This is a genomic window from Methylosinus sp., from assembly GCF_036560965.1.
Lineage (GTDB): Bacteria > Pseudomonadota > Alphaproteobacteria > Rhizobiales > Beijerinckiaceae > Methylosinus.
Window position 1 is genome coordinate 38,315 of record NZ_DATBQF010000059.1, and the last position, 23,566, is coordinate 61,880.

Below are 23,566 nucleotides of genomic sequence, written 5' to 3' on the forward strand. Positions count from 1 at the left end.
ATCGCTATTCGTGACCTTATTCAGAATGTGAATCCGACCTGCAACAGGCCTTTCGTATGCCGGTCATAGGCGGTCGCTCCACTGTTCGTCCCATAGGTGTGCGCCGCCTGCGCCTTCAGCACCAGAAGGCTGCCGCCGCCCATGTCATAGGTCGCATAATAGGCGAGGCCGAGATCGTTCACGCCCGTATAGCTGCGCTGCGTCGTCGTATAGGAGCCGTTCTCCAGCCACACCGCGCCGATGTCTGTGAACACGCCCAGCGCATGGCGATAATTCTCGATCTGCGGCAGCGCATATTTCAATTCCGGCGTCACGATATAGCCGCTGTCGCCAGCCAATCCTTCATCGAAGGAGCGAACACCCCAGAAGCCGCCGAGACTGAATTGCTCGCTGGTGTCGAGATTGCCGAACAGCGCCTTTTGCGCGCGCAGATAAGTCGACAGCGAGAATTTCTCATCCAGCGCGACAGTCGCATTGATCGACAGATTGATGCGATAATAATTGCCGACCGTATCGACGCCTGCGCGGTTCTGAATCTTCTGCGTGACGTCGAGATAATTCACATAGCCGGAGGTGAAGGAGAGCGTCGAGCTCGTCGCCAGCGGCAGGCCGAGCAGATCCTGCACCGTGTCGCGTGTCACGCCGAGCGTTCCGAGCGCGATGTTGCGATTGGCGGTCGATGTGTCGGCGATCTTATCGTTCAGCCATTTGTGGGTGAAGTTCGCAAAGAGCGAGACGCTCTCCTCGCGCTGACGGATCAGCGCATAGCTCAGCGTCGCGGTGAGCGCATAGGCGCTGCCGGTGGCGTCGAGATCCTTGTAGGCGCCGCCGAGCGCGTAAGTGGTGCGATAGGCGCCGATCTCGGCGCGCAGCCCGTCATAGCTGAGCGGCAGCGAATAGGCGACGCGGCCATTGGCGAGCGCGGCGCGCTCCGACACGATCGCGGAGCCCGACAGACGGTCGCCGAAGCCGAGCGGAGAGTTGATGGCGAAGCCGCCGTTCAGACGATCGCGGCCCGTATAGGGCGAGCCGAAATTGTCACCGAGCAGATAGCCTTCGATGCGCTTTCCTTCCGGCACGGCGAATTGGAAATCGGAGGTCTCTTGGCTCTTGCCCGGCGAGACGATGATGCGCGGCACGCCTGCCGCCGGCAGATCGGACACGAGCAGCAGCGCGCGCTCCAGCGCTTGCCTGTGGATCAGCGCTTCGTCTTCCAGCGCGTTGTCGACGACGCCTTGCAGGAAGTCCGTATCGACGGCGGATGAGTTCCTCACCAGCACGCTGCCGTATTTGCCGATGACGAGCTTGATCTTCAAGGAGCCGCTGCGCGCGTCTTGCGCGGGCACGAAGGCTTTGGCGACGAGATAGCCCTTGCCGCGATAGAGCAGCGTGACCTTGTCGGCGGCGCCATAGATGTCGCCGAGCGTGAGCTTGCGGCCTTCATAGGGCGCGAGAATTTCGCGCAGCTCGACCTCGTCGACGAGCAACGGCCCCTCGACGACCAGATGCTTGACGAACAGCGTCTCCTTGCTGGCGAGCGTGAAGCGCGGCTCGGCGATCTGCGGCAGCACGGGCGTCGCAGCCTGCCGCGGCGGCGCGGGGCGCGCTTCCTCGGCCTGACGGACGGCGTCGCCGATATTGTAGGGCAGCACAGGAGCAGGGGCGCTCTGCGCGAAGGCCTGCGGCGCGGCGAAGATGAGCGCCTGGGTGGCGGCGCAGGAGAGAAGAAGAATGCGGATCTTCATTTGAGGATCGACCTTTCTGATCCGGGAAATCATGATTGGGCTTTGGGCGCGGGCGCGTTGTTCCTGCCGCCATTGCCGAGATCGAAATGCTGGCCGTTGACATCGATGCTGCGAATGCGCGCGCCATAGTCTGCGCTGCGCGCGACTGGCTTCCGGAGGCTAGTCGCGGTTGCCGCGGCTATGCGGCGGGGACGAGCGCGCGTAACGGGCGACGTTGTTTCCGCCGGCCCTTCGTCTTGCAACTTTTCACTGACGGACGGCGCGGCAGCCGCGATCGCGCTTCCCGTCGGATGGGCGAGCGCAGCCGCGATCGCCGTCGTGGCGGAATCGCTCCGCTTAACCGACGAATCGGCTTGGGATATGCGCCGGCGGGTCGAGACATCCGCAGCCCGGCGGGTCTTCGTATTCGGCGTCTCGATCCTGGCGCAGCTCATCGCCATAAACCTCTCGTCCCCTAATGGCCTCCGAGATGGACGGCTCCCGGCCTCATCGGCTGCGGCGCATCCCACCCGGCTTTCAGGTGCAGGCGCGATGCGCGCGACCCGAATATCATTAAGTAGAGTGATTACATCATCAAGTACCCTACGTAATGCGAAAAAGCGGTGCAAATGGGTCAAATATCGGGCGCCGCCTGATGTGAGTCATCGCAGTGGCCGCATTTATCGTAGTATTGCGCTTATAATGGTCATAGCTAAAATAAATAATTGTAAAATAAGGCAATTTAGGTGTTTTATTTAAAGTATAGTCCGCGCAAGTTGGCATGATCTGAGCGATATCCAGCAGATACGCTTCGTAATATGCAGATTATCGTGAATATTTCGGCGCATGATGAATAATACGACCGCGTCCGTTCTGTCCGATAGGCGCCATCCTGCCGCTACGTGATGTAACACACATAGATTCCGGTGGCTCCCGTTAGGTCGATCCCCCATTATTCGGACGCGGTAGAAACAGGAACCCTCGGAATGCGCCGCAGAGTCGCGGCTATCCTGTCCGGGCGATTTGAGCGATGCAGATGGAGCGGCTGTCGACGGCAGTCGATTTCGGCGTCATCCCTATTTCGGCCTGCTCGGCATCATGCTGACCTTCTACAATATGGGTCTCGACGCCTCGGCCGATGCCAGCAAGATCATGGCCGGCCTCGCGCTCGCCCTGAAGGCGACGGCGATCGGCCTCATCGTCGCGCTGCTTTCGATCGGGGCAATGGCTTCGAACGCCTTGGCTACTCGGCGTTCGTCGTCTCCAGCGGCGCGCCGGCTGCCGCGCCCTGCGTCTTGCGGAAGCGCCGCGCCGCACGTTTCTTCAACCAGATGGTGACGCCGGTGACGGAGAGCATGGCGATGGCCACGCCGAGAACGCAGACGAAAATGCGATAGGCGAAGCCGAGCACATTGGCCATATGGAGCTCCATCAGCCATGTGGTCAGCGTATTGCCGATGCGTCGTCCAGACGGCAGATCGAGGCTCAGAAACGCCCCCGTTTGGGCGTCGAAAAAGACCGAGGTGCTGCCGTATTTCTCGCCGATGTCGCGGCTGCTGTGCGTGCTATAGCGATAGCGGCCCTCTTCGCGCGCGAGGGCGAGCGCGACCTGCCGGTCGACCGTGAAGCCGTTGGCCTGCGCCTGCTCATCCATCAGCCGCGCGCCGATCGCCTGCGCCTGCCGCCATCCCAGCGGCTCCTCATGCGTAAGCGGCGGTGCGCGTCGCGCCCAGATCGGCCGCTCGAAATCGAGCAGCAGCTCGGTGACGCTCATATAGAAGCCGTTCATATTCATGAACACGCTCGACCAGGCGAACACGAGCAGCGCCGCCCACAGCCATAGGCCGCCGGCGCGATGCAGATCGAAATTGACGCGATAGAAGGAGGCGCGGAATTTCACCAGCCAGGACGGCTTCCAGCGCGTGAGAAAGCCGTGCCTATGCGTCCCGCCCTGCGACGGCAGCGTCAGATAGAAGCCGATGAAGCAATCGATCGTCCAGGCGATCGCGACGAGGCCGAGGATCCAGCCGCCGATCTCGCCGAGCGCCAGCGCATAATGCAGACGATAGACGAAGGGCAGGATCGTGTCCGGCCCATCGGGGAGCCCCATCGTCGAGCGGCGCCCCAGCTCCTCGCCGGAGCCCGCGTCGAGGAACAGCTGATTGAAGTCCGGGGGAGGCGCGCCGGGGCGCGCCTCCATGCGAATGGTCGCCGAGCCCATTGCGTTGAAGAAGACCGATCGGGCGCGCGCCTCCGGGACCAGCGCCTCGGCGCGAAACGCCAGCTCGCCGGCGTCGAGCGTGACGTCCGCCTGCCCGGCGGGGAAGAGCCGCGGCGACAGAAAATGGTTCAGCTCCGGCAGAAAGGCGAGCAGCGCGCCGGTGAGGCCGACCACGATCAGAAACCCGGCCATGGTCAGCCCGACCCAACGATGCGCGAAGACGAAGAAGGAGCGCGCCATTGTCAGAACTCGACTTTGAGCGAGCCGAGAATTGTGCGCGGCGCGCCGGGCAGGATGAAACTGCCACTATTCGTGCCGACGAAATACGGCTTGTCCAGCAGATTGTCGATATTGATCTGAGCCGTACATTTCGTGGAGCCGAACCACCATGAGTAGCTCGTCATCATGTTTACCGTGGTGTATCCTGGCACTTCGTAATTATTGGCCGCATTGCCCGGCAGAGGTCCGACAGCGATGAAACCCGCGCCGACTTTCAGTCCGGCCAATTCCGGAGTCTGGAATTCATAGGTGCTCCAGAGGCTGCCCCAGTGTTGAGGAGCGTGGTACAGCCGCTTGCCTTGATTTCCATACCCGCCTGCCGAGTCGGCGTCCTTGGTGATCTTTGCGAAGGGAAGATAGGAATAGGCGCTGATGACTCTCCAGCCAGGAGCAACCTCGCCGGCCAAGTCGAACTCGATGCCTCGCGATTCCGCTTCGCCGATGGTACGCGAAAAATTGGGATTTAAGGGATCGGGAACGGGAACGTTCTGCTTTTTGAGGTCGAAATAGGCCAGTGTCGCGGACAAGCGTCCGTCAAAGAACTCTGTCTTTGCCCCGATCTCCCATTGCTGCGCAGTTTGGGGCTTCAACAGCACCCCGTTGGTCTGGAACAGACTGTTCGAGGCTCCAAAGTTTTCGGAATAGCTGCCGTACACAGAGAGCCATGAAACCGGTCTCCAGAGCGCTCCTCCGCGAGGGCTCACACGGCCGTCATTTGTGGATACAATATTTTTTATATTATTGCGACCGATGGCATTATCGTATCGCAACCCGCCCAGCAGGAAGAAATTGTAGGGAAGCTCGATCTGATCCTGAAAATAGAAGCTATACCACTCTTGGCTATAATCCAAACGCGTGCTCAGCGCTGGATCATTGAACTGGAGCATGGTGGGTAGATAGGTCGGGAAGAAAATATTGAATGCCGGCACCGACGTACAGCAATTGTTTGTCAGATTATCATCGATATAAAAGAAATCGAAACCGAATAGCAGCTTGTGCTTGATTGGCCCGGTCTCCACCTTTCCGAGGAGATTCACTGTCGTGTAGAATCGATCGGTGTTGGTGTCCGCACCAATGTTGAACGAGCGATTGAGCGTCCCGCTCGCAGACGCCTTTCCAAAAAAGAGCGTTCGCGAGTCGATCGACATATGCTCATAGGTGAATCGTTGCAGAGTTTTCCAGTCTTGATCGAATTCATGCGACCAGTGGAAGCCGGCGAGGACCCTAAAGCCCTTGTTGCGATCATTCAGCGGGTCTCCGACAAAGCGGCTGCGCGGCACCTGCGCCGGCCAGTCGCCGATCGGTGGGATTCCAGGGTCGGGCTTTCCATCGAATTGCTGATATTCGAATTCGGCGGTCACCTGAGTAGTGGGACTGATGTTCCAACGCACCACAGGCGCGATGAATACTCCCTCGTTATGGACGAAATCACGAAATGACCCGAGGTTTTCATACGCCATGTTGAAACGATAGAGGAGTGACCCGTCATTCGTGAGCGGTCCTGTCGAATCGATCGTGGTTCGATAATTATCGAATGAGCCGACTTGTTGCTGGATTGCGCGATAAGGAGTTTCCAGCGGTTGTTTCGTTACCAGATTGATGATTCCGCCCGGCTCGCTACGACCGTAGAGAATCGAACCGGGCCCTTTCAGAACCTCGACGCGCTCCAGATTTGCGGTGTTGCGTTTGGTGGCGCCTCCGCCGATCACGCTCGGCAGGAAGAAGCCATCGCGGTAGATCGTGTCATTGCGGAAGCCTCGAAGCAGGAACACATCCAGACCACCCTGGTTCGATGGCACCTGAAGCACGCCGCTCACATTCTGCAGGGCCTTCTCGACGCGGATCACCTGCTGATCCTGCAGCACTTGCTGCGGCACGGCCTTCACCGAGAACGGCGTCTCCATGATCGGCGTGTCGGTCTTGGTCGCTGTCGATGTGTTCTTGGGACTGTAGGTTTTGGCGTCCCCGCCGGAGCCGCCGCCCGGCCGTCCTGCCGGCGCGGCGCGCTCCGCCCCCACATCGATCGGCGGCAGCGCCTCCGCCCCGGCGTCATTGCGGACGCCATTGTCCGCCTGCGCGAGAGTGATCAGCACCGAGCGGCCGTTATCGGCGAATCTGTAAGTGAGCGTGGTTCCGTCCAACAGGGTGCGCAAGGCGTCCTGCATGGTGAACTTGCCGGACAGTCCGCGCGTTCTCACGCCGCGCGTCAGCCGCGCATCATAGGACAGGCGAAGATCATTCTGATCCGCGAAGGCGGTGAGCGCTTCCGTGAGCGGGATTTGGTCGATGCGATAGAATTTGATGGCGCCGTCTCGCTCTTGCGGAGCGATGGCGGCCTCGGCCGGACGAGACGTCGATCCTGCTCCGGCCATCAAGAACCCGACTGTCGCCGCCGCGATTGCCGAACCCATATCGCTCTTCCCCTTCGGGGCCCCCGTCCTCGCCATTGTGCCGCCCTTCGAATCTCATGAGGACGCGAAAATGCCCCCTCATTGGATTCAACGCGGTCGATCTGCGCCTCGGAACCATGACGAAAAAAAAGTCGAAGAATTTTTTCGGCGCGCGTTCCGAGTGCGGACCGTCCGAAATCGCGAAACCCGCGCGAGAGATGCGCGGCGGATCAAGGTTCGTCACTCATGGAGCAGGATCAGATAGTTCGACAGGCGATAGGCGGAGAGGCCGAGCGCGGCTTCGATGTCGGCGACGGCCTGTAGCGGATCATCCGTGCGATAGACGCCGGTCACGCGGCGCGCGCATATCTCGCGACGCAGACAATAAACCACTCCGTGGCGATAGCGGCCGAGCATAGCGAGCACATCGCCGAGAGCCTCGTCTTCGACGATCAGCCTGCCGCGCCGCCAGGCGGTGAGCTTCGCCACATTCGCGGCGGCGGGCGCGCTCGCGGAAGAGCCGCGCAGAAAGCTCGTCTCCTGCCCATCCTGGGCGACGACCTCCTTGCCGCCGCTCGCGACCGCCACGCGATGCTCAGTGACCGTCACGCGGGCGCCGCCCTCATCGAGAGCGACATCGAAAGATGTGCCGAGCGCCGTCGCCGTGCCTCCAGCGGCTTCGACGATAAAGGGCCTCGACGCATCGGGCGCCACATCGAACCACGCTTCTCCGCGCAGGAGAGTGAGGCGGCGGCTCGCCGCGGTGAAATGGAGCGCGACGGCCGAGCGCGCGCCGAGCTCGACACGCGATCTATCGTCGAGCGTCATGCGCCGCGTTTCGCCGGCGCCGGTGGAATAGTCGGAGAAAACGAATGGGGAGAGGTCGCCGCGGGAAAGGAAGAAGGCCGTGGCGGCGACGGCGCAGGCCGCAGCGGCCGCCAATGGGCGCTTTCTCCGCCCGGCCCGCGGCTGCGTCGCAGGACGGCGCATGTTCAGCCTGGAAAATTCGGCGGACAAGCCCTCGGCCTCGCGCAACGCCGCCGCATGCGCGGGGTCGGCTGCGAGCCAAGCGTCGAGCGCCGCCTGCTCCTTGCGCGTCAACGGTCCTTCCTTCTTGCGAAGGATCCAGTCCACAGCGCTGTCGTGTGGGTCTTCCGGCGTGTCGCTGTCGAAGCTCATGCGCGTCGCCGCCTAATCGGCATGGAGATTGATGTCAGGGAGGGCGCCGCAGAACGCCGTCGGGCCCCATTCCTGGTCGCCCTGCGCGGGTCATCTATAGAGTACAACGCGCTGGATGGAAAAAGCGGAACCTCCCCATATGAGCGCATGATCAGAGCGCCGCCTCGCGGCAGCGCCGAAAGGCGAGGCGGATATGCCGTCGCGCCATGCTGTCGGATATGCCGAGCCGCGCCGCGGCCTCCTTCACGGGCATGTTTTCTCGCATGACGAGGACAAAGACCTTGCGGCAACGGGGTGGAAGCGAATCGATCGTCGCGATCAGAAGCTGCGACCTTTCACGTTCCTCGCTCGCTTCCCCGGGCGGAGCTTCTGGCGAGGGCGCATCCGGCAGCTCTTCTTTGAATTCGAGATATTTCGCTTCGGTATTGCGGCGCCGCACGCGATCCCGCGCGAGGTTCGTCGCGATCACTGGAGAAACGCCTCCGGATCGGGCATGGCTTCGAGGCCGCCACGGCGCAGCGCGCGGATGAAGGTCTCCTGCAACAGATCCGGCGCGTCGTTCGCGCCCGCTTTGCCGCGCAGGTAGACGAGAAGCTGACGACCGTGGCGCTTGAAAAGCTCGCCCACGGAGCGCCGCAAGGCAGAATCGAGCATTTTTCACCGGCGAGGGCTGATCGAGATTGCTATCAAAGCCCGAGCGGCAGGTCCCGTTGAGGGATCGCTACGCCTCGAGGGCTGGCGGCAATGGGATCGAAAAAATGCGCGGCGGGGCGCGCTGCGACCAGGAACTGGTCCAACCCGCCGGCCATGATGTCCCCACGATCGGAAAAACGTCTCCTGGAGCGATCTCGGCGGCCGGGAATGAAAAATCTGCTCCGTTCGGAATGACGGAGAGAAATCCCGCTGAACCGTCGATCTGACCGGATCGGCATGGAATGCAGCAGGAGCAAGAAAAATGCAGGCCGGAGGAATGACGGTGGTCGCCGGCGCGGTCGGGAGCTGCGCAATGGCCGGCGTCCGCGGCGACGAGTCCGTGTTCGGCCGAATGGGCCAAAGCGGCGGCGGCCATGCCTGGCAAGAGGAGCGCCCAAGCCAAGAGGCCCACGATCACTACGCGGGCAATTCCCTTCGGCCAGAGCGCGAACGTGTCCATTCTCCATACGGAAGCCCCGGACGCTATGCAGTGTCAAGCTCAGGGGCGGGCGGACCAGCGAAAGCCCTTTCTCTGTTGCATAAGCGCAACACGGCGGAGGACGAGACCGGGCGAATCTTCCGCCGAGGGACAATATCGACAGGCCTCCCTGGTGGGCCGGGAGGAGGCGAGGTGGATGCATAAATGCTGATGAAGCCCACCCGTCGAAATAATTTGCAGGAAAGGGCGTGGCGCCGGCGGCGCCGTCAGCCCAGAAGATTTGCGCTCTTCGAGCAATGGCGGAGATCGATCTCAGGGTCCATCGCATGAAGGTTCGACGCTATTTCCAGCGATGACGATCGAAATCACGCGGGCAATCGAGCTTATGCGGTCGCGAGTTCCAGCGCGGGAGAGACGCTTTTATTCTCGAGGAACCAGCGGTAGGAGCCGGCAATTCCGTTTTCCAGCGAGATTTCAGGCTCCCATCCGAGGGCGCGAATGCGGCCCGAGTCCATCAGCTTGCGGGGCGTGCCATCCGGCTTCGACGTGTCGAAAACGAGCTCGCCGGAAAATCCGACCGCTCTCTGCACGGTTTCCGCCAGCCCTCGGATCGTGATCTCCGAACCTGCGCCGCAATTGATGTGCTCATAGCCGTCGTAATTGTCGAGGCAGAAGACGACGCCGCGCGCGAGGTCGTCGACATGCAGGAATTCTCGAAGCGGCGTCCCGGTTCCCCATACGACGACCTCCGCCTTCCTCGACTCCTTCGCTTCATGGAATTTGCGAATGAGCGCGGGCAGCACATGGCTCGTCTGGAGATCGAAATTATCGTTCGGGCCATAGAGATTGCAGGGCATCACCGAGATGTAACGCCGGCCATATTGCTTGCGATAGGCTTGGCAGAGCTTGATGCCGGCGATCTTTGCGATCGCATACCACTCATTGGTCGGCTCGAGAGGGCCGGTAAGCAGCGAGTCCTCGCGGATGGGCTGAGGCGCGAATTTCGGATAAATGCAGGAGGATCCGAGAAAGATGAGACGGTCGACATCCGCCGCGTGGGCCGAATGGATGATATTCGTCTCGATTGCCAGATTGTCGTAGATGAAATCGGCGGGGTAAGTGTCGTTCGCATAGATGCCGCCGACTTTCGCCGCGGCGAAGATGATGGCGTCGGGCCGATTTTGCTTCAGCCATACTTCAACGGCGATCTGATTGCGGAGGTCGACAACCGAGCGATCGGCTTTCAATACTTTGTCGCCTCGCGCTTCCAGATAACGTGTGACGGCCGAACCGACCATGCCTCTGTGACCGGCGACCCAAATACGACGAGTGCTCATGGGCAAAATACCACTTCTCGAAACAACGCTACGACCCCGCATTGCGGCGTCTGAGCCATAAATAGGACTTATTTTTTGCGGTGCGCAACAAAATATTTAGATTTACGCCCGCGCGAGCCTTCGACGGTAAACGCGGGTTGCAGAGCGGCGATCGCGGTTCGAAGAAGTGGATGGACTTGCCGATGTTTAGATGGATGCCGAAGACATCGACGCTGCACTTCTCAGACGCCTTCTCGCGCCGCCGGCTCTACCTGACCGATCACCGCAGAGCGGGCGTCGCCAGTGTCTCGAAGCCGACGCCGATGACCTTGTCGCCGAAACTGAGGACGACTCCACTACTGTAGAGAGAGCCGGCCTCGGAAATTCGGACAGTAGCTCGAGTGGATTTTCTGACAGTGGCGAGGATTCTCGCTACGAATTAGGAGCATTCGATGACGAAGAAGAGCCGCCGGACGCATTCCCCGGCGTTTAAAGCGAAGGTGGCTTTGGCCGCGATCAAAGGCGAGAAGACTCTGGGAGAGCTGGCACAGCAATTTGAACCGTTCCTGGATCGCCAAAGCCGTCCTGTCATTTGATCCACCCGAGGCCCAGAACTCCCGATACGATCAGAAAGACCGCGACGATGTAGTTGAGAAGCCGAGGGATGATCAGAATGAGAACGCCGGCGAGCAGCGAGACGATCGGCTGGAGGTGCGCGATGCTGATGTTCATTGGCCTACTCCCTTAAAGCAATTTTTGGAGACTTCACGAATCGGATCATACCTTGAATTAGACCGACGGAGCGAGATCGCAATCCGAGATGAGTCGAATTCGCTCGGACTATTGGCGCGGGCAGCGAAGCCTCGGAGGTTCGGCTCATGGCGGGCGCCGCGACGTCCGACGTCCGCGACCATTGCCGGAGGCAAGGGCTACGAAGGCGAGCGGCGCCATGTGCTCATCATTCGAGATGACAGTTTCGACGCGTTGGACTCCATCGCCATTTGGGGTGTCACGACGGATGAGACGGACGCGCCGTTGTTCGGTCTGCTCGTGGTCGAGCGCAATGGATTGCGTGTCGCCTGCCGCTCGACGGCGGGTAAGTAGAGTTGTGACGGCGTGACGCACGCTCCTTCGACGGCGCGATGCGGCTTGAACCGCCCTGAGATTGCCGGAGGCCTGAACTCTTGAGAAGATGGGCCTATGGATGCGAAGAAGAAGACATCGAACAAATTTTCACCTGAGGTTCGGGAACGGGCGGTTCGGATGGTGCTGGAGTACCGCGGCGATCATGCCTCGCAATGGGCGGCGCTCGACGACGAGGCCGGCGCTGCGGCCCTCGGCGCATTCGAAGCGAGCGAATGGGGGCGGAAATATCCGGCGATCGCCCAGAGTTGGCGCTGTGCCGAGATCGATCGCGCCGCTCACCGTCTGGCCGCTGGCGATCGTCGCCGCTGTGGTGATCTTCTGCGCGCTGCCGACGATCGCGCCGGGATAGCTCGTCACCGCGACGAAGGGAGACTTCGCGGATGTCGTCACGCTGGCGTCGACCGCGCGCGCCCAGAGATGCGTCGAAATCGAATAGCTGGCCCTACCCTGGCTCGACATCAGCACAGAGCCGAGCGCGCTCGAGGAGGGCTTGGAGGTCGCGCCGGCGATGTAGACAGTCCCGACGCTCAGATTCTGGACATCCGCCGGCTCGGCGCCGAGATCGGTCCAATCGGTGGCGAGAATAGGCGTCGCCGACGGCGAATAGATCGTCGTATCGGCGCGAACCGGGGCGGCGGCGCAAAGCATCGTCGCCGCGAGCGCGAGCGCCGCGACGAGGCGGTGATAGATCGTCATGATGGATTTCCTGGGCTGGCGTTTGGATAAGGGCCTCGGCCGCGCTCATTCTTGCGGGGAGGCGTGGAGGCGTGCTTTATGGGATGGTCGGGTATTTTAGCCAGATACTAGATAATCAGTTAATGGGGGCCAGAATGCCGATTGAAACAGACCTAATCCTATCGCTCGGAACGCTGTGCGAGATGACGCATAACTTGCGCGCGTTCTACGGGGTAGATCGGTCAGGCCTATTAGATTGGTTTGTGACCCCTATAGCCTCCATTCCCGGCTTGATCGATGCGCGCATCCGTATCGATATTGCCGATGGCACACTCGAGCCTGTATCGCTCGGTGAAGGCGTCGATAGCATCATGCCCCTGCCGACTGGAATTTTGCTCCACCACTCGTTTTCTCGCGACGCTAACCACCGCGTCGTCGCGGATTGGAGGAGCGAAATCCATTCTGTCGCCGAGAAATACACATTCCTCGGCGACAGAATGGCGCGCTGGCTCGATGGTGCGCGCAGGCCATGCCTATTTCTGGATCGCGACGGCGCGCATCAAGCCATAAGCGATGATCTACGGGCGGCGTGCTTTTCAGCATCGATCTATGATGATGTGCTGGCCGCTTTGCGCCGAAGCTTTCCCGCGGCCGCCCCGACGCTCATTGTCGTCAATCCAACGATCCCCACAACAGATAGCTCGTCGGACATCCGCGTCGTCACTGTCGGAGACTACGGCGAATGGCACGACGGCGTAGAAGGCCACTTCGCTGGCAGAGTTGACGGATGGCGGGATGCGCTCGGATCACTCGATATAAAGCTCTGCAGAGAGCAGCTGTCAGTTTAGCCGCTCGACTGTCATGTGGAGATCGAAAGTAGGGCTTCCAACCGTTCCAGTATGGACGACGGAATAGCCTATCGTATTACCAGAAACATTATAGACTGTGCGGCATCCATCGCTCTCGAGATTGGCGGTTGCGGCAGACACGCTGTTGATTACGGCCGCTTGTGAAACGCCATCGTTCCACTCCAGTCCGAGAGACCAACTGCCGGCAGAACCAGCAATTCTGGATGCGATGTAGTAGCAGACACGGAACATACCACCGTTTATCGGCTTGATTACATCACCGCCAGCACTACTAAGCGCATCGTGGCCCGTGATTATGATGTCAGGGGCCGCCTTTTGTGGCAAGCCGATCTGTAGTTTCGGAATATTGTTCGGATAGGTGCCGCCGTCGTTCTCACCTATGACAGACACCGTATTTGGACGCAAATCATTGCCGGGTGTGCCAGCGTAGGCCCATTGCGGGCCGAGCGCGCCGACATTGCCGATATCGATGCCAACGAACTGATTAGCGGAAGGATATAGTGATGGGTATGACAAAAGACAGCCGAGCGTGAAGCTATCGCCGCGCCTCCAGGCTCATCTGAAGCGATGGCGTCGGATCGACAATGAGCGAGGCTTTGTCGTTACATTCAACGGCGCGCCTATCGGGAGCGTCAAGGTTGCTCTGGGTCGTGCCGTGAAACTTGCCGGGCTCGATTCGGGAGTCACCGCTTATACGCTGCGGCGCTCCGCGGCGTCTTGGCTAGTGGCGAAGGGACTGCCGACTCGCATGATCGCGGACTTCATCGGGACAGGCGAACAAATGATCATCAATCATTACGGTCACCTCGCGCCGGACTACCAAGACGAGGCGGCGTTAGCGATCGGGCGCCATTGAGCGTTTCGGTGGTCTAATCGGTGGACGATCGAGGCATCCAATTTAATTTCGATCTTATCCATTTGATTTCATTGGTGGGCCGGGTAGGAGGCGAAGTGCGGGCGCATAAATCCTGTAAAATCAATCTGTTGAGTGCCGTCGCCGGTGGCGATGTTATGCAGATTGTGCGGCGACTGCAATCGCCGCTCAGGAACTTTCGTCGTCAAAAATGATGTCGACACGCGAGGCCGCGAATGCGCTGGCGTCGAGATCGATCGGGCGCCCATCCGCGTCGGCGTTGACGCTGCTCCAGGCGAGGATGGGGGCGGTGGGGGCGCCGCCAGATCCTGCGCCTCTTGCGACGTCGGCAGCCGGGCGGAGATGCGCGTCGCCTTGCGTGTGTATGCGACCGCGCTGGCGCTGGTGTGCGGGCTGCTGATCGCGAATGTCTGTGCGGGAGCGTTGAAACGGCGGCTCGCGCGCTGAGCGCGCGGCCTATCGAGGAGACACCGATGATCGCATTGGAGCGCGCATCCGAGCCCGAGCAGGCGCCGAATCCGCCGGCCGCATTCGAGGTCGAGCGGCTGACGACGGCCTATCGAGGCAGGCCGGCGCTTCACGACATCTCTTGCGCGATTCCGGATCGGCGGGTCACTGCGATCATAGGTCCGTCCGGCTGCGGCAAGTCGACCTTGGTCCGGGCGCTCAATCGCACGCTGGAGCTCACGTCCGGCGCGACCCGCGTCTCCGGCTCGGTGAGCTTCGGCGGCCTCGACCTCTATGCGCCGGGCGTCGATCCGCGCGCGGCGCGGCGCAGCCTCGGCCTCATCCATCAGCAGCCGGTGGCGTTTCCAATGTCGATCCTCGAGAATGTCCTGTTCGGGGCGCTCTTCCACGGCCTCTGCAAGAAAGCCGATCGCGAATCCTACGCGCGCGTGTTTCTGGAACAGGTCAATCTTTGGGAAGAGGTGAAGGATCGTCTGCACGAGCGCGCGTCGCGACTTTCGGGAGGACAGCTGCAACGGCTCTGCCTGGTGCGCGCGCTCGCTAATAGGCCGCGCGCGATTCTGATGGACGAGCCATGCTCGGCGCTCGATCCGTTTTCCACCCGCCACATAGAGGAGCAGATTCTGGCGCTTCGCGAGTCCTATCCGATCGTCGTGGTCACGCATGACATCGGCCAGGCGCGGCGCATCAGCGATCATGTCTTGTTCATGATGGACGGACGCCTCGTCGAAGCGGGACCGAGCCGGCAAATATTCGAGAGGCCGCGGAGCCGGCTCGTCGGCGACTTCGTTTCTGGACGCTGCGGCTGACCGCGCGAGGCTGGCGGGACGCCGGCGCTCGACCGCCACGGCGGCTCGCGGCGTGCGGGCGCCGATATTTGCCGATGTCGCTCGGCCGACGCGGCATGGCGCCTGGACGGATGCGGGCGATCATGTTCTCGCCTCATCCACCAGATGCTCGATGAGCGTCTGGATCGATGGGCTGGCGCTGAACCAGCTCCTCGAGACGATCATGATTTCTTTTTCCAGCCGAACGCCTTTGATCGCGACCGAGGCGAGCAGTCCATCGGCAATTTCTTCGCGCACCGCCGCGGCGAGGACGATAGACACGCCGAGCCCCGCCCGGACAGCGCGCTTGACCCCTTCCGTGCTGCCATAGCCGGTTCGAACTTTCAAACTCTCCGCGAGCGGCCCGAGAGCGCGGCGCAACGCCGCGCCTGTTCCCGTGCCGCTCTCGCCGCCGAGCAGGGGCTCGCTCGTCAATTCCTCTGGACCGATCTCGCCGCGACGCGCCCACTCATGGCTCTTGGGCGCGACCAAGACCATGGGCTCTTTTCGCCATGCGCGGGCCGCGAAGGATGGACGATCGTCCCACCATTCCATGAGCGCGACATCGGCCTTTCCGGATTCCAGACGCTCGGCGACCGCGGGATTGGCGCCGATCCACGGCTCGATCGCGGCGCCATGGGCGGCGGCGAAGGAGGCGAGCGCTGGTTGCAGCAGATAGACGCCGACATTGCTCGCCGCCGCGACGCGCAGCGGTCGCGACGATCTCAGCGAACGACAATGCGACTCGATCTCCATCAAAGCGAGCGCCAAGGGCTCGAACGATCGTCCCTGCTCGGTGAGCGCCACATTGCCGCGGTCGCGCACCAGTATTCGAACAGCCAATTCCGCTTCGAGCTGATCGACATGCTCGACGACCGTCGAGGCCGACAGTCCGAGCTGACGCGCGGCGGCGCGAAAGCCACCGAGCTCGACGACCTTCAGCAAGGTCTGGACGTGATTCAAATTCAGCACATTCGTCACTTCTGCCGAAAATTCGCCAATTCGCGCGGCGCGCGGCCGGACAGCGCCGCGACGATGCTCTCCGCCGCCGAGCGTTCGATGGCGCGGCGCACCTCCGTGACGGCCGAACCTATATGGCTCGTCAGCACCGTCGGCGCATCGGGCGCGACGAGACGCGGGTCGACGCCGCTGGGGCGATCCGCTTGCGCCCAATCTTCGCATTGAAAGACATCCGCCGCATAGCCGGCGAGATGGCCGGAAGCGAGGGCCTCCGCCACAGCGGCCTCATCGACCAGTGAGCCGCGCGCCGGATTGATCAGAAGCGCGCCCGGCTTCATCCGCGCGATGGTCTCGCGATCGAGAATATATTTGGTCGCCGACGTCAGGGGCAGCGCCAGAACCACATAATCCGAAACTGCGATGATCTGCTCGAAAGGAGCGATCTCGGCCGCTTCGTCATGCGAGCGCGTGAGATCGGTCGCGAGAATTCGGCAATCGAATCCGGACAGGCGGCGTGCGATCGCCTGGCCGACGGCGCCATAGCCGATGATTCCGACGGTGGCGCCCGCGAGGCCGCGCCCATAGAACGTCGGGCGCCAGCCGTGGAACCCCTCCGCGCGAATCCGTCTGTCGGACGCGAGGACATTGCGTCCGAGCGCCAACATCAGCGCAATGGCGAGCTCGGCGGTCGGCGCCGTGAGGAGGTCGGGCACGATCGAGACCCATACCCCGGCCTCTTCCGCCGCGGCGATGTCGATATTGTCGTAGCCCTTCAGCGCCGCGGCGATGATTTTCAGCTTTGGACAGGCGGCGAGAAACGCCGCGTCTATCCGGTCGGTCATGAACGCCATCACCGCTTCCGCCTGCGACGCGCGGGCGAGCAGCTCGTCGCGCGGCCATGGTTCCTCCGACGGATTGATCACGACCGTTCCCACCGTCGCGAGACGCTCCGCGGTTTCGGCGAAAATGCGATTTGTGACGACGATCGACGGCTTTTCGGTCATTCTTCTCGTTCTTTCATTCCAGTCTCTCGCGCAGCAGCGCGCCGACGCCGTCGACGATTGTCACGCAGACGAAGATGCAGATGATGATGGCCGAGACCTGCGCGTAATCGAGGATGCGCAGCGACGAGATCAGCTCGAAGCCGATGCCGCCCGCGCCCACCGCGCCGAGCACGGTGGAGGCCCGGAAATTATATTCCCAACGATAGATGGCGGTGTCGGCGAGCTGCGGCAGAATTTGCGGCAGCAGCGCGCGCCAGATGATCTGAAACGGCGTCGCGCCGGCGGCGCGCGCGACTTCCAGCGGCTTGGGGTCGGCGTGCTCTATGCTCTCGGCGAAAAATTTCGCCACCATGCCGGCCGAATGCAGGCCGAGCGCGAGCACGCCCGGCAGCGATCCGAATCCGACGAAGGCGACGAAGAGAATGCCCATGATCAGCTCGGGAATCGAGCGCAGCAGATTCAGCAGCAGGCGCGCCATGCGATAATGGATCATGCTCGGCGTCGTCGTCCGCGCCGCCAGCAGGGACAGAGGCGCCGCGAGCGCGACGGCCAATGCAGTGCCGGAGATCGACATTGTGAAAGTGTCGAGCAGAGGCCGCGCCCATTGCGCGGCGCGCCGAAAATCGGGCGGAAACATTTCGCGCGAGATCTGCACGATCGCGGGCCAGGCGTCGGCGAAACGTTCCGGGTCGAGCACGCCGGTCGCCCACATCGAGGCCAGCACGACGAGCGCGAGCGCGGCGACGAGGAACATGCGTTTCGCCCGCGATCTGTCGTCGCGGACGATCATGGCGTCATGTGCGATCATGGCGTCGTGGGCTACGCTGGCGCTCATCCCTTGATCTTGGTCAGGTCGAGAGACAGCACTTTGGCGGTCTCGCGCAGGATGTCGTACGCAGAGTCGCCGGTGGGAACAAACCCGTCCGCGCGGAATGTTTTCAGGATCTCGGGGTCTTTGAGATCGAGAAAGGCCTTTTTGATCGCCGCTTTCAGATTGGAGTCGAGGTCGCCCTGCATCACCATCGGATAGTTGGGAATGGGATCGCTCTCGGCGAGAACCTTGATCTTGGCGCCGTCGACGGAGCCCTTGGCGACCAGCGAGTCGAAAATCGCCTTGCTCAGGCCGCCCGCCTGAACCTGTCCGCCCTGCACGGCGCGCGCCACAGCGTCATGAGCGCCGAGATGCACGAATTTATAGTCTGCGCCGGCGGCCAGCCCGTGACGCGCGAGATAGGCGCGCGGAATGAGATGGCTCGAGGTCGAGGCGTCGTCGCCGAAACCGAAGGTCTTGCCCTTGACGTCGTCGATCGTTTTCACCGGACCGTCGGCGAGCGCGACGATCACGCTGCGATAGGTCGGCGAACCCTTGCTGAGACCCACCGCAAAAGGCTCGATCGCCGGCGCCTTCGACTTGGCGAGCACATAGGAGAGGGGGCCGAAATAGGCCACTTCGATGCGATTGAACCGCATCGCCTCGATCATGGACGAATAATCGGTCGTGACGATGATTTCGACCGGCTTGCCCAACGCCTGCTCGAGATAGGCCTTGAAGGGTTGAGCGTTCTGGATGATGGCCGCGGCGTTCTCGTCCGGAAGAAGCGCGACGCGCAGAGATTTCGCCTTGACGGCATGGGCGGGCGTCGCGGCCGCGCCGACGAGGGCGAAGCCGGCGGCGGCGGAGAGAAAGCGTCTGCGATCCATTATCCAACTCCCTTGCATTCTGGCGAATCTATTCCGCGGCGAGCGCGCCGGCCGGACTCGCGACTCCGTAAATTTCATCGACCGCGTGATCGTCGAGCGCTGCGGGGGGGCCGTCGAAAACGATGCGGCCATGCTGGACGCCGACGATCCGATCGGCGAAGCGGCGCGCGAACTCGACCTGATGCAGGCTGACGACGGCGGTCAGTCCATCGTCGCGGCAAATGCGGCGCAGATCGCTCAGCATTCGCTCCGCCGAGGCGGGATCGAGGCTTGCTATGGGCTCGTCGGCGAGAATGATCGAGGGCCGTTGCGCCATGGCTCGGGCGATCCCGACACGCTGCTGCTCGCCGCCGGAGAGCCCGTCGGCGCGGTCGAGCGCGCGCGGCGCCAAGCCGACCTGGTCCAGCGCGGCGAGAGCCAGAAGGCGGTCTCTGCGGCTCGGCGGCAAGATGGTTTGCAGCCAACTCCATGCGCCCAGCCGGCCGAGCAGCACATTGTCGAGAACCGTCAAACGTCCGATCAGATGATGCTGCTGGAAAATCGTCGCCGTCGAAAGGCGATGCGCGCGCATGGCGATCGGCTGGTCCAAGGAGCCGATCCCTTTGCGGACGACTTCTCCCTCCGATGGCGGAACGAGGCCGTTGAGCAGGCGCAGGATGGATGATTTTCCAGCGCCGGACGGGCCGAGCAGGACCGTGATTTGTCCTTCGGCGAACTGGAGGTCGGTCGGGCGCAGCGCCATTCGTCCGCCGGGGTAGGTGACCGAAGCCTGCCGAAGGCCGAGCAAGTGCGCCACTCCAATCAATGTCTCGAAACCTCGGTTGTTCGGTATTTTCGAACAAACTGGCTTCATGTTTGGAGATAGCGAATAGACTTGACGGATTCGTGACGATCGCTTCCCGCGCCTTTCGCGAAGGTCTCCGATATAGGCGGAGGGGCGCCGTCATTTGTGCGCCAGCGCTGGACGAACGGCGAGGCCACGGTCGAGCGGCGCTACGACTACCTCGCGCCTGACCCTTCGCGCGACGAGGTCGCTATGATCGGCTGCCATCGCGGATGCAGTTTGCGCGGCGCCTGCAAGAGATCGTTTTACGCTGCTGAGAATGAAACCGAACACATGTTACGCGCAACGCCAGCAATTCGAGTTGGAAGCGCAATATGCTCGACCGGCGCGTTCCGGCTGTTCGCTTCTCGGCGATACGGCAGTCGAGAGTGCGCGCATCGATCCGAATTTTTGGATCATGGCGACGGGATATGGGCAGACGGCCATTCATCGTCCGTCGAGCGCTGCCGGAGGCGGTTGCGGTGGCCCTTCGCTCGGCGGCCGGGTTTCAGACCGCGGCATTGCACGCCCGATCGGCTTCGGCGGCGCGACGCGGCGTCAGGACAGGGGCGATCGTCTCGAGCTCATGGCCCTCATGCTCGAAGGCGAGACGCTTCAGCGGCGCGCGATAGAGCGATCTCAGATTTTGCTCGGATAGAATATCGCGCGCCAAGCCGCAGAGATAGTCTCCGGCGCCGCGCATCAGCAGCGCCTCGTCGGCCACCGCCAGCGCGTGATGGGGGTGATGCGTGGTCATCACAATCGTCAATCCGTCGTCGCGCGCGAGCGAAGAGATGCGCTCGAGAACGAGAGCCTGGTTCTCGAGGTCGAGCGCCGAAGTCGGTTCGTCCAAAATGAGAATGTCGGCTTCCGCCACGAGCGCCCGCGCGAAGATCACGAGCTGGCGCTGGCCTCCCGACAACTCGTGAAACGGCCGTGCGGCGTGATTGGCCATTCCGAAGCGATCGAGCGCGGCCAGGGCGGCCTCTTCGTCGGCGCGCGAGGGTTGCGAGAACAGTCCGATCTTTCGCGCGCGGCCCATCAGCGCCATGTCGAGCGCAGTATAATCGAAGCCCATCTCGAACAGCTGCGGGACAAAGGCGACCCGCCCGCTCACCACCAGGCCGCCTTCGCAGGGCTTCAGAGCTCCGACGAGCAGATGCAGCAAGGTCGTCTTGCCGCGCCCGTTGGGGCCGAGCAGCGCGAAGACGCTCCCGCGCGCGATCCTCACCTCGCAGTGGCGCAGCACCCAGAGGTTCGGCCGATAGAAGTAGCCGGCATCGAACATCGAGACCGCCGCTTCTGAAATTTTGGCCATGCGGCTCCCTCCGATACGAGAAGTAATATGGTTATATTGATTGCACGTCAAAGGACAGCCTCTTTCTCGCGAGAATGGCAGGCTCTCGCCGAGGGTGGCGGCGCCTGCCGGCAACCTCTGGTTATATTGTTGTTATAGCGTGCATATTTTTCAGATCCCGCTCAACTTCTAGGCAAATTGGAACGGCGCCGGAGGGGCTCTGCCTTCAATTGCGCATTCGTGACGCCGTGCGTGCAACAAATATACGCTATGTAATACAACACCATATTGATAAGTTTTTCCAGATCGGCAATGGGTTTCCCCATCGGCGCGCCGACCAGACAAGGAAATCAGGGATCATGTCTTATCGCCTTATGCGCAGCCCCGCTTCCTCTCGGGACTCGAAGAAGAGTCTCACGGGAGTGTCTTTTTCCGCTCTCGTCTTGTCGACGGGGCTCGCGATCGCGGAGACGCCCACGCGCCTGCCCGATATCGATGTGACGGCCCAGAACGCCAGTGGGACGCGATCTGCGCCTCGCGCCGAGGCCAAGGGCGTGCAACCGATCGACACGCCCGCCACGACGACGCGTTTCGATTCCCCCGCGATCACCGCCATCGGCGGCGCCGGCCAGACCAATCTCTATCGCTCGATCGACCAGCAACCGTCGATCCATGTGGAATCCGCAGCGGCTTTCGGAATCGGCGAGAGCGAGACCAACATCAATTCCCGCGGCAAGTTCAGCCGCCATTTCGGCCGCACGGTGGAAGGATTGGCGATCACCAGCCGCGACGCCGCCAATGATATTCTCGATCTCGAGGATGTCGACCACATCGACGTCTATCGCGGCGCCGTGCCGACCGACAAAGCGGTCGGCTTCTTCAACACCTCCGGCAGCATGGATATCGTCATCCGCCGACCTTCGGACCTGCCGGAATTTCAGGTCAATCAGACCGTCGGAAACTACAGCCTGCTGCGCACCTATGCGCGCGCCGACACGGGTCTTCTTCCCGGCGGCGCCAAGGCGTTCGCTTCCGGCTCCTGGACGACCGTGAACAAATGGCGGGGCAGCGGCGAAACCGAGCGCGGCAATTTCGAGCTCGGAGCGACCGTGCCGCTCGGCGACATCGGCAAGGCCGAGATCTTCTACATCCACAAGGATCTCGATCAGGATCGATATCGGCCGCTCAATTACGCGCAGGCGATGGACCTGCGCAACAATTACAGGCTCGACTATAATGGGCGCCTCAGCGGAAACGCGCGCGCGGATTATCAATATTACAATTACAACACCCAGCGATTGATCGACAATCGCCTCTTCGGCAACTTCGTCTTCGATGTCGGCAATAAGGCGCATTTCACGCTGAAACCATTCTATTCGGTGGAGAGCGGCTATGGACTCAGCGGTTCGGCGAGCGCCTTGTCGAAGCTCGGCGGAAACGCCGGCATCGTCAGGCAATATCGCGACTCCACGATCTTCGGGACCGTCGCGGAATATGACGACAAATTCGGCGATATCGCCTGGAAGCTCGGCTATTGGTTCTATGAGCGCGACGCCAAGGCCATGCCGATCAGCGCGGCGAAGGGCTATAGCCTGAACGCGGCGGGTCAAATGCAATTCGCCGGATGGACCGCGCTCGGCAAATTCGCCGATGGCGTCAACACCGTCTTCAACTCGCCCTATGCGACGGTCGAGACGCATGTCGGCGACGCGACGATCACTGCCGGCCTGCGCTACTTGAATTATTATTACGGCAGCGCGCTTTTCTATAATACGGCCGGCCTGCCGGACACGGACTATGTCAGCATCTTCGGCTCCGCGACGCCCGACCCATACGCGTCGACGTCGTCGCGAACGTTCACCGGATGGCTCCCCAATTTCGGCGTGTTGCTTCCCTTGTCGAAAGAAGTGTCCGCGAGCCTGTCCTATGGACGCAATTACGCGCGGCCGGAATTCGGTTCGCAGACCTTTCTCAACAACGAAGCGAAATTCGTCGCGGCGGGCGTGACGATGGATCGTCTCGCGCAGAGGCTGAACATCGAGACCTCCGACAATATCGACGTCGGCCTGCGCTACAAGGACGACGCGCTCACGCTCGACGGGACGCTGTATTACGCGCATTTCCAGAACCGTCAGGTGCAGGCCGTCGATCCCACCGTCGGGCTCGCCTATAATATGAACGCCGCGCAGGCGACGAGCTATGGAGCCGAGGTCTCGGGCGATTGGCGGATCACGCCGGAGATCGACGTCTTCGCATCGGCGTCGTACAACCGTTTCGTCTTCGACGACGACATCCAGACCGCGACCAATGTCACGCTGCGATCGAAAGGCAAGCAGGTCCAGGATGCGCCCATGTTCCAGGGCAATCTCGGAGCGAATGCACGGCTGTTCGGCTTCAATATCACGCCGGTGATGCATATTCTCGGCCAGCGCTATGCCGACGTCCTGCATACGCAGTCCATTCCCGGCTACAGCGTCGTCGATCTGACGATCGCCTATCCGCTGAAGGATCTCCCCTATGTGAAGGACGCGTCCTTGTCGCTCAACATCCAGAATTTGTTCAACACGAAATATATCGGCGTGATCAGCTATAGCGACACCACGATCGACGGCAGCAGCGCGGCGACCTTCTATCAGGGCGCGCCGTTCAGCGTCGCTCTCACTCTCTCCGCCAAAATGTGA

The 23,566-nt window shown here is 61.7% G+C and carries 24 protein-coding genes; 7 read left to right on the plus strand and 17 right to left on the minus strand.

Features of this window, described 5'->3' with window-relative positions:
* Positions 1–20: 20 nt before the first annotated feature.
* Positions 21–1,745 carry a ShlB/FhaC/HecB family hemolysin secretion/activation protein gene (locus VIF40_RS15565; RefSeq protein ID WP_331938427.1) on the minus strand — a complete coding sequence of 575 codons (1,725 nt, stop codon included), beginning with the start codon at positions 1,743–1,745 and terminating at the stop codon, positions 21–23.
* A gap of 29 nt (positions 1,746–1,774) precedes the next feature.
* Positions 1,775–2,185 carry a hypothetical protein gene (locus VIF40_RS15570; RefSeq protein ID WP_331938428.1) on the minus strand — a complete coding sequence of 137 codons (411 nt, stop codon included), beginning with the start codon at positions 2,183–2,185 and terminating at the stop codon, positions 1,775–1,777.
* 562 nt (positions 2,186–2,747) lie between these two features.
* Here VIF40_RS15570 and VIF40_RS15575 point away from each other — a divergent pair.
* Positions 2,748–3,062, plus strand: a complete 315-nt coding sequence (locus VIF40_RS15575; RefSeq protein WP_331938429.1) for a MotA/TolQ/ExbB proton channel family protein — start codon at positions 2,748–2,750, stop codon at positions 3,060–3,062.
* Here VIF40_RS15575 and VIF40_RS15580 read toward each other — a convergent pair.
* From VIF40_RS15580 to fcl, 6 genes are all read right to left on the minus strand, one after another.
* The gene (locus VIF40_RS15580; RefSeq protein WP_331938430.1) at positions 2,968–4,185 is read right to left on the minus strand and encodes a PepSY-associated TM helix domain-containing protein; all 1,218 of its coding nucleotides are present in this window, start codon (positions 4,183–4,185) and stop codon (positions 2,968–2,970) included. The two genes, VIF40_RS15575 and VIF40_RS15580, sit on opposite strands and share 95 nt — an antisense overlap.
* Positions 4,186–4,187: 2 nt before the next feature.
* On the minus strand, positions 4,188–6,635 hold the full coding sequence (locus VIF40_RS15585) for a TonB-dependent receptor (protein ID WP_331938431.1): 2,448 nt from the start codon (positions 6,633–6,635) through the stop codon (positions 4,188–4,190).
* A 219-nt stretch (positions 6,636–6,854) separates the two neighbouring features.
* The gene (locus VIF40_RS15590; protein ID WP_331938432.1) at positions 6,855–7,793 is read right to left on the minus strand and encodes a FecR family protein; all 939 of its coding nucleotides are present in this window, start codon (positions 7,791–7,793) and stop codon (positions 6,855–6,857) included.
* A 151-nt stretch (positions 7,794–7,944) separates the two neighbouring features.
* On the minus strand, positions 7,945–8,262 hold the full coding sequence (locus tag VIF40_RS15595; RefSeq protein WP_331938433.1) for an RNA polymerase sigma factor: 318 nt from the start codon (positions 8,260–8,262) through the stop codon (positions 7,945–7,947).
* Positions 8,259–8,432, minus strand: a complete 174-nt coding sequence (locus VIF40_RS15600) for a hypothetical protein (protein WP_331938434.1) — start codon at positions 8,430–8,432, stop codon at positions 8,259–8,261. The genes VIF40_RS15595 and VIF40_RS15600 overlap by 4 nt, the downstream gene beginning before the upstream one ends.
* 876 nt (positions 8,433–9,308) lie before the next feature.
* Complete coding sequence (gene fcl, locus VIF40_RS15605; RefSeq protein ID WP_331938521.1) at positions 9,309–10,271, minus strand: GDP-L-fucose synthase; 963 nt, start codon at positions 10,269–10,271, stop codon at positions 9,309–9,311.
* 422 nt (positions 10,272–10,693) lie between these two features.
* On the opposite strand from fcl, the gene VIF40_RS15610 reads away from it, so the two are divergent.
* Positions 10,694–10,837 (plus strand): hypothetical protein, encoded by a 144-nt coding sequence (locus tag VIF40_RS15610; RefSeq protein WP_331938525.1) that lies wholly within the window; start codon positions 10,694–10,696, stop codon positions 10,835–10,837.
* Here VIF40_RS15610 and VIF40_RS15615 read toward each other — a convergent pair.
* The gene (locus VIF40_RS15615) at positions 10,830–10,973 is read right to left on the minus strand and encodes a DUF3096 domain-containing protein (RefSeq protein WP_331938435.1); all 144 of its coding nucleotides are present in this window, start codon (positions 10,971–10,973) and stop codon (positions 10,830–10,832) included. The genes VIF40_RS15610 and VIF40_RS15615 overlap by 8 nt on opposite strands.
* A 219-nt stretch (positions 10,974–11,192) precedes the next feature.
* Between VIF40_RS15615 and VIF40_RS15620 the strand changes: the two genes are divergently transcribed.
* A complete protein-coding gene (locus VIF40_RS15620) occupies positions 11,193–11,345 on the plus strand; it encodes a hypothetical protein (RefSeq protein ID WP_331938436.1) in 153 nt (50 codons plus the stop codon).
* 129 nt (positions 11,346–11,474) lie between these two features.
* Here the strand turns inward: VIF40_RS15620 and VIF40_RS15625 are convergent, their stop codons facing one another.
* Entirely contained in the window at positions 11,475–12,083 is a 609-nt protein-coding gene (locus VIF40_RS15625) for a hypothetical protein (protein WP_331938526.1), read from the minus strand.
* Between the two features lie 134 nt (positions 12,084–12,217).
* Here VIF40_RS15625 and VIF40_RS15630 point away from each other — a divergent pair, with 134 nt between their 5' ends.
* Positions 12,218–12,910, plus strand: coding sequence for a hypothetical protein (locus VIF40_RS15630; protein WP_331938437.1), 693 nt, complete (start codon positions 12,218–12,220; stop codon positions 12,908–12,910).
* Here VIF40_RS15630 and VIF40_RS15635 read toward each other — a convergent pair.
* Complete coding sequence (locus VIF40_RS15635) at positions 12,902–13,447, minus strand: hypothetical protein (RefSeq protein ID WP_331938438.1); 546 nt, start codon at positions 13,445–13,447, stop codon at positions 12,902–12,904. The two genes, VIF40_RS15630 and VIF40_RS15635, sit on opposite strands and share 9 nt — an antisense overlap.
* Before the next feature lie 13 nt (positions 13,448–13,460).
* Between VIF40_RS15635 and VIF40_RS15640 the strand changes: the two genes are divergently transcribed.
* Both VIF40_RS15640 and VIF40_RS15645 read left to right on the plus strand, forming a co-directional pair.
* Positions 13,461–13,787 carry a tyrosine-type recombinase/integrase gene (locus tag VIF40_RS15640; RefSeq protein ID WP_331938439.1) on the plus strand — a complete coding sequence of 109 codons (327 nt, stop codon included), beginning with the start codon at positions 13,461–13,463 and terminating at the stop codon, positions 13,785–13,787.
* 491 nt (positions 13,788–14,278) lie between these two features.
* A complete protein-coding gene (locus VIF40_RS15645; protein ID WP_331938440.1) occupies positions 14,279–15,082 on the plus strand; it encodes a phosphate ABC transporter ATP-binding protein in 804 nt (267 codons plus the stop codon).
* A gap of 120 nt (positions 15,083–15,202) precedes the next feature.
* Here VIF40_RS15645 and VIF40_RS15650 read toward each other — a convergent pair whose 3' ends face one another.
* From VIF40_RS15650 to VIF40_RS15675, 6 genes are all read right to left on the minus strand, one after another.
* A complete protein-coding gene (locus tag VIF40_RS15650; protein ID WP_331938441.1) occupies positions 15,203–16,072 on the minus strand; it encodes a LysR family transcriptional regulator in 870 nt (289 codons plus the stop codon).
* A 5-nt stretch (positions 16,073–16,077) separates the two neighbouring features.
* On the minus strand, positions 16,078–17,064 hold the full coding sequence (locus tag VIF40_RS15655; protein WP_331938442.1) for a phosphonate dehydrogenase: 987 nt from the start codon (positions 17,062–17,064) through the stop codon (positions 16,078–16,080).
* A 13-nt stretch (positions 17,065–17,077) separates the two neighbouring features.
* Complete coding sequence (gene phnE, locus VIF40_RS15660) at positions 17,078–17,899, minus strand: phosphonate ABC transporter, permease protein PhnE (protein WP_331938443.1); 822 nt, start codon at positions 17,897–17,899, stop codon at positions 17,078–17,080.
* Positions 17,896–18,765 (minus strand): phosphate/phosphite/phosphonate ABC transporter substrate-binding protein, encoded by an 870-nt coding sequence (gene phnD / locus VIF40_RS15665; RefSeq protein WP_331938444.1) that lies wholly within the window; start codon positions 18,763–18,765, stop codon positions 17,896–17,898. The genes phnE and phnD overlap by 4 nt, the downstream gene beginning before the upstream one ends.
* Positions 18,766–18,793: 28 nt before the next feature.
* On the minus strand, positions 18,794–19,552 hold the full coding sequence (phnC, locus tag VIF40_RS15670) for a phosphonate ABC transporter ATP-binding protein (protein ID WP_331938445.1): 759 nt from the start codon (positions 19,550–19,552) through the stop codon (positions 18,794–18,796).
* A gap of 544 nt (positions 19,553–20,096) precedes the next feature.
* Entirely contained in the window at positions 20,097–20,897 is an 801-nt protein-coding gene (locus VIF40_RS15675; RefSeq protein ID WP_331938522.1) for an ABC transporter ATP-binding protein, read from the minus strand.
* Between the two features lie 410 nt (positions 20,898–21,307).
* Between VIF40_RS15675 and VIF40_RS15680 the strand changes: the two genes are divergently transcribed.
* Entirely contained in the window at positions 21,308–23,566 is a 2,259-nt protein-coding gene (locus VIF40_RS15680; protein ID WP_331938446.1) for a TonB-dependent receptor, read from the plus strand.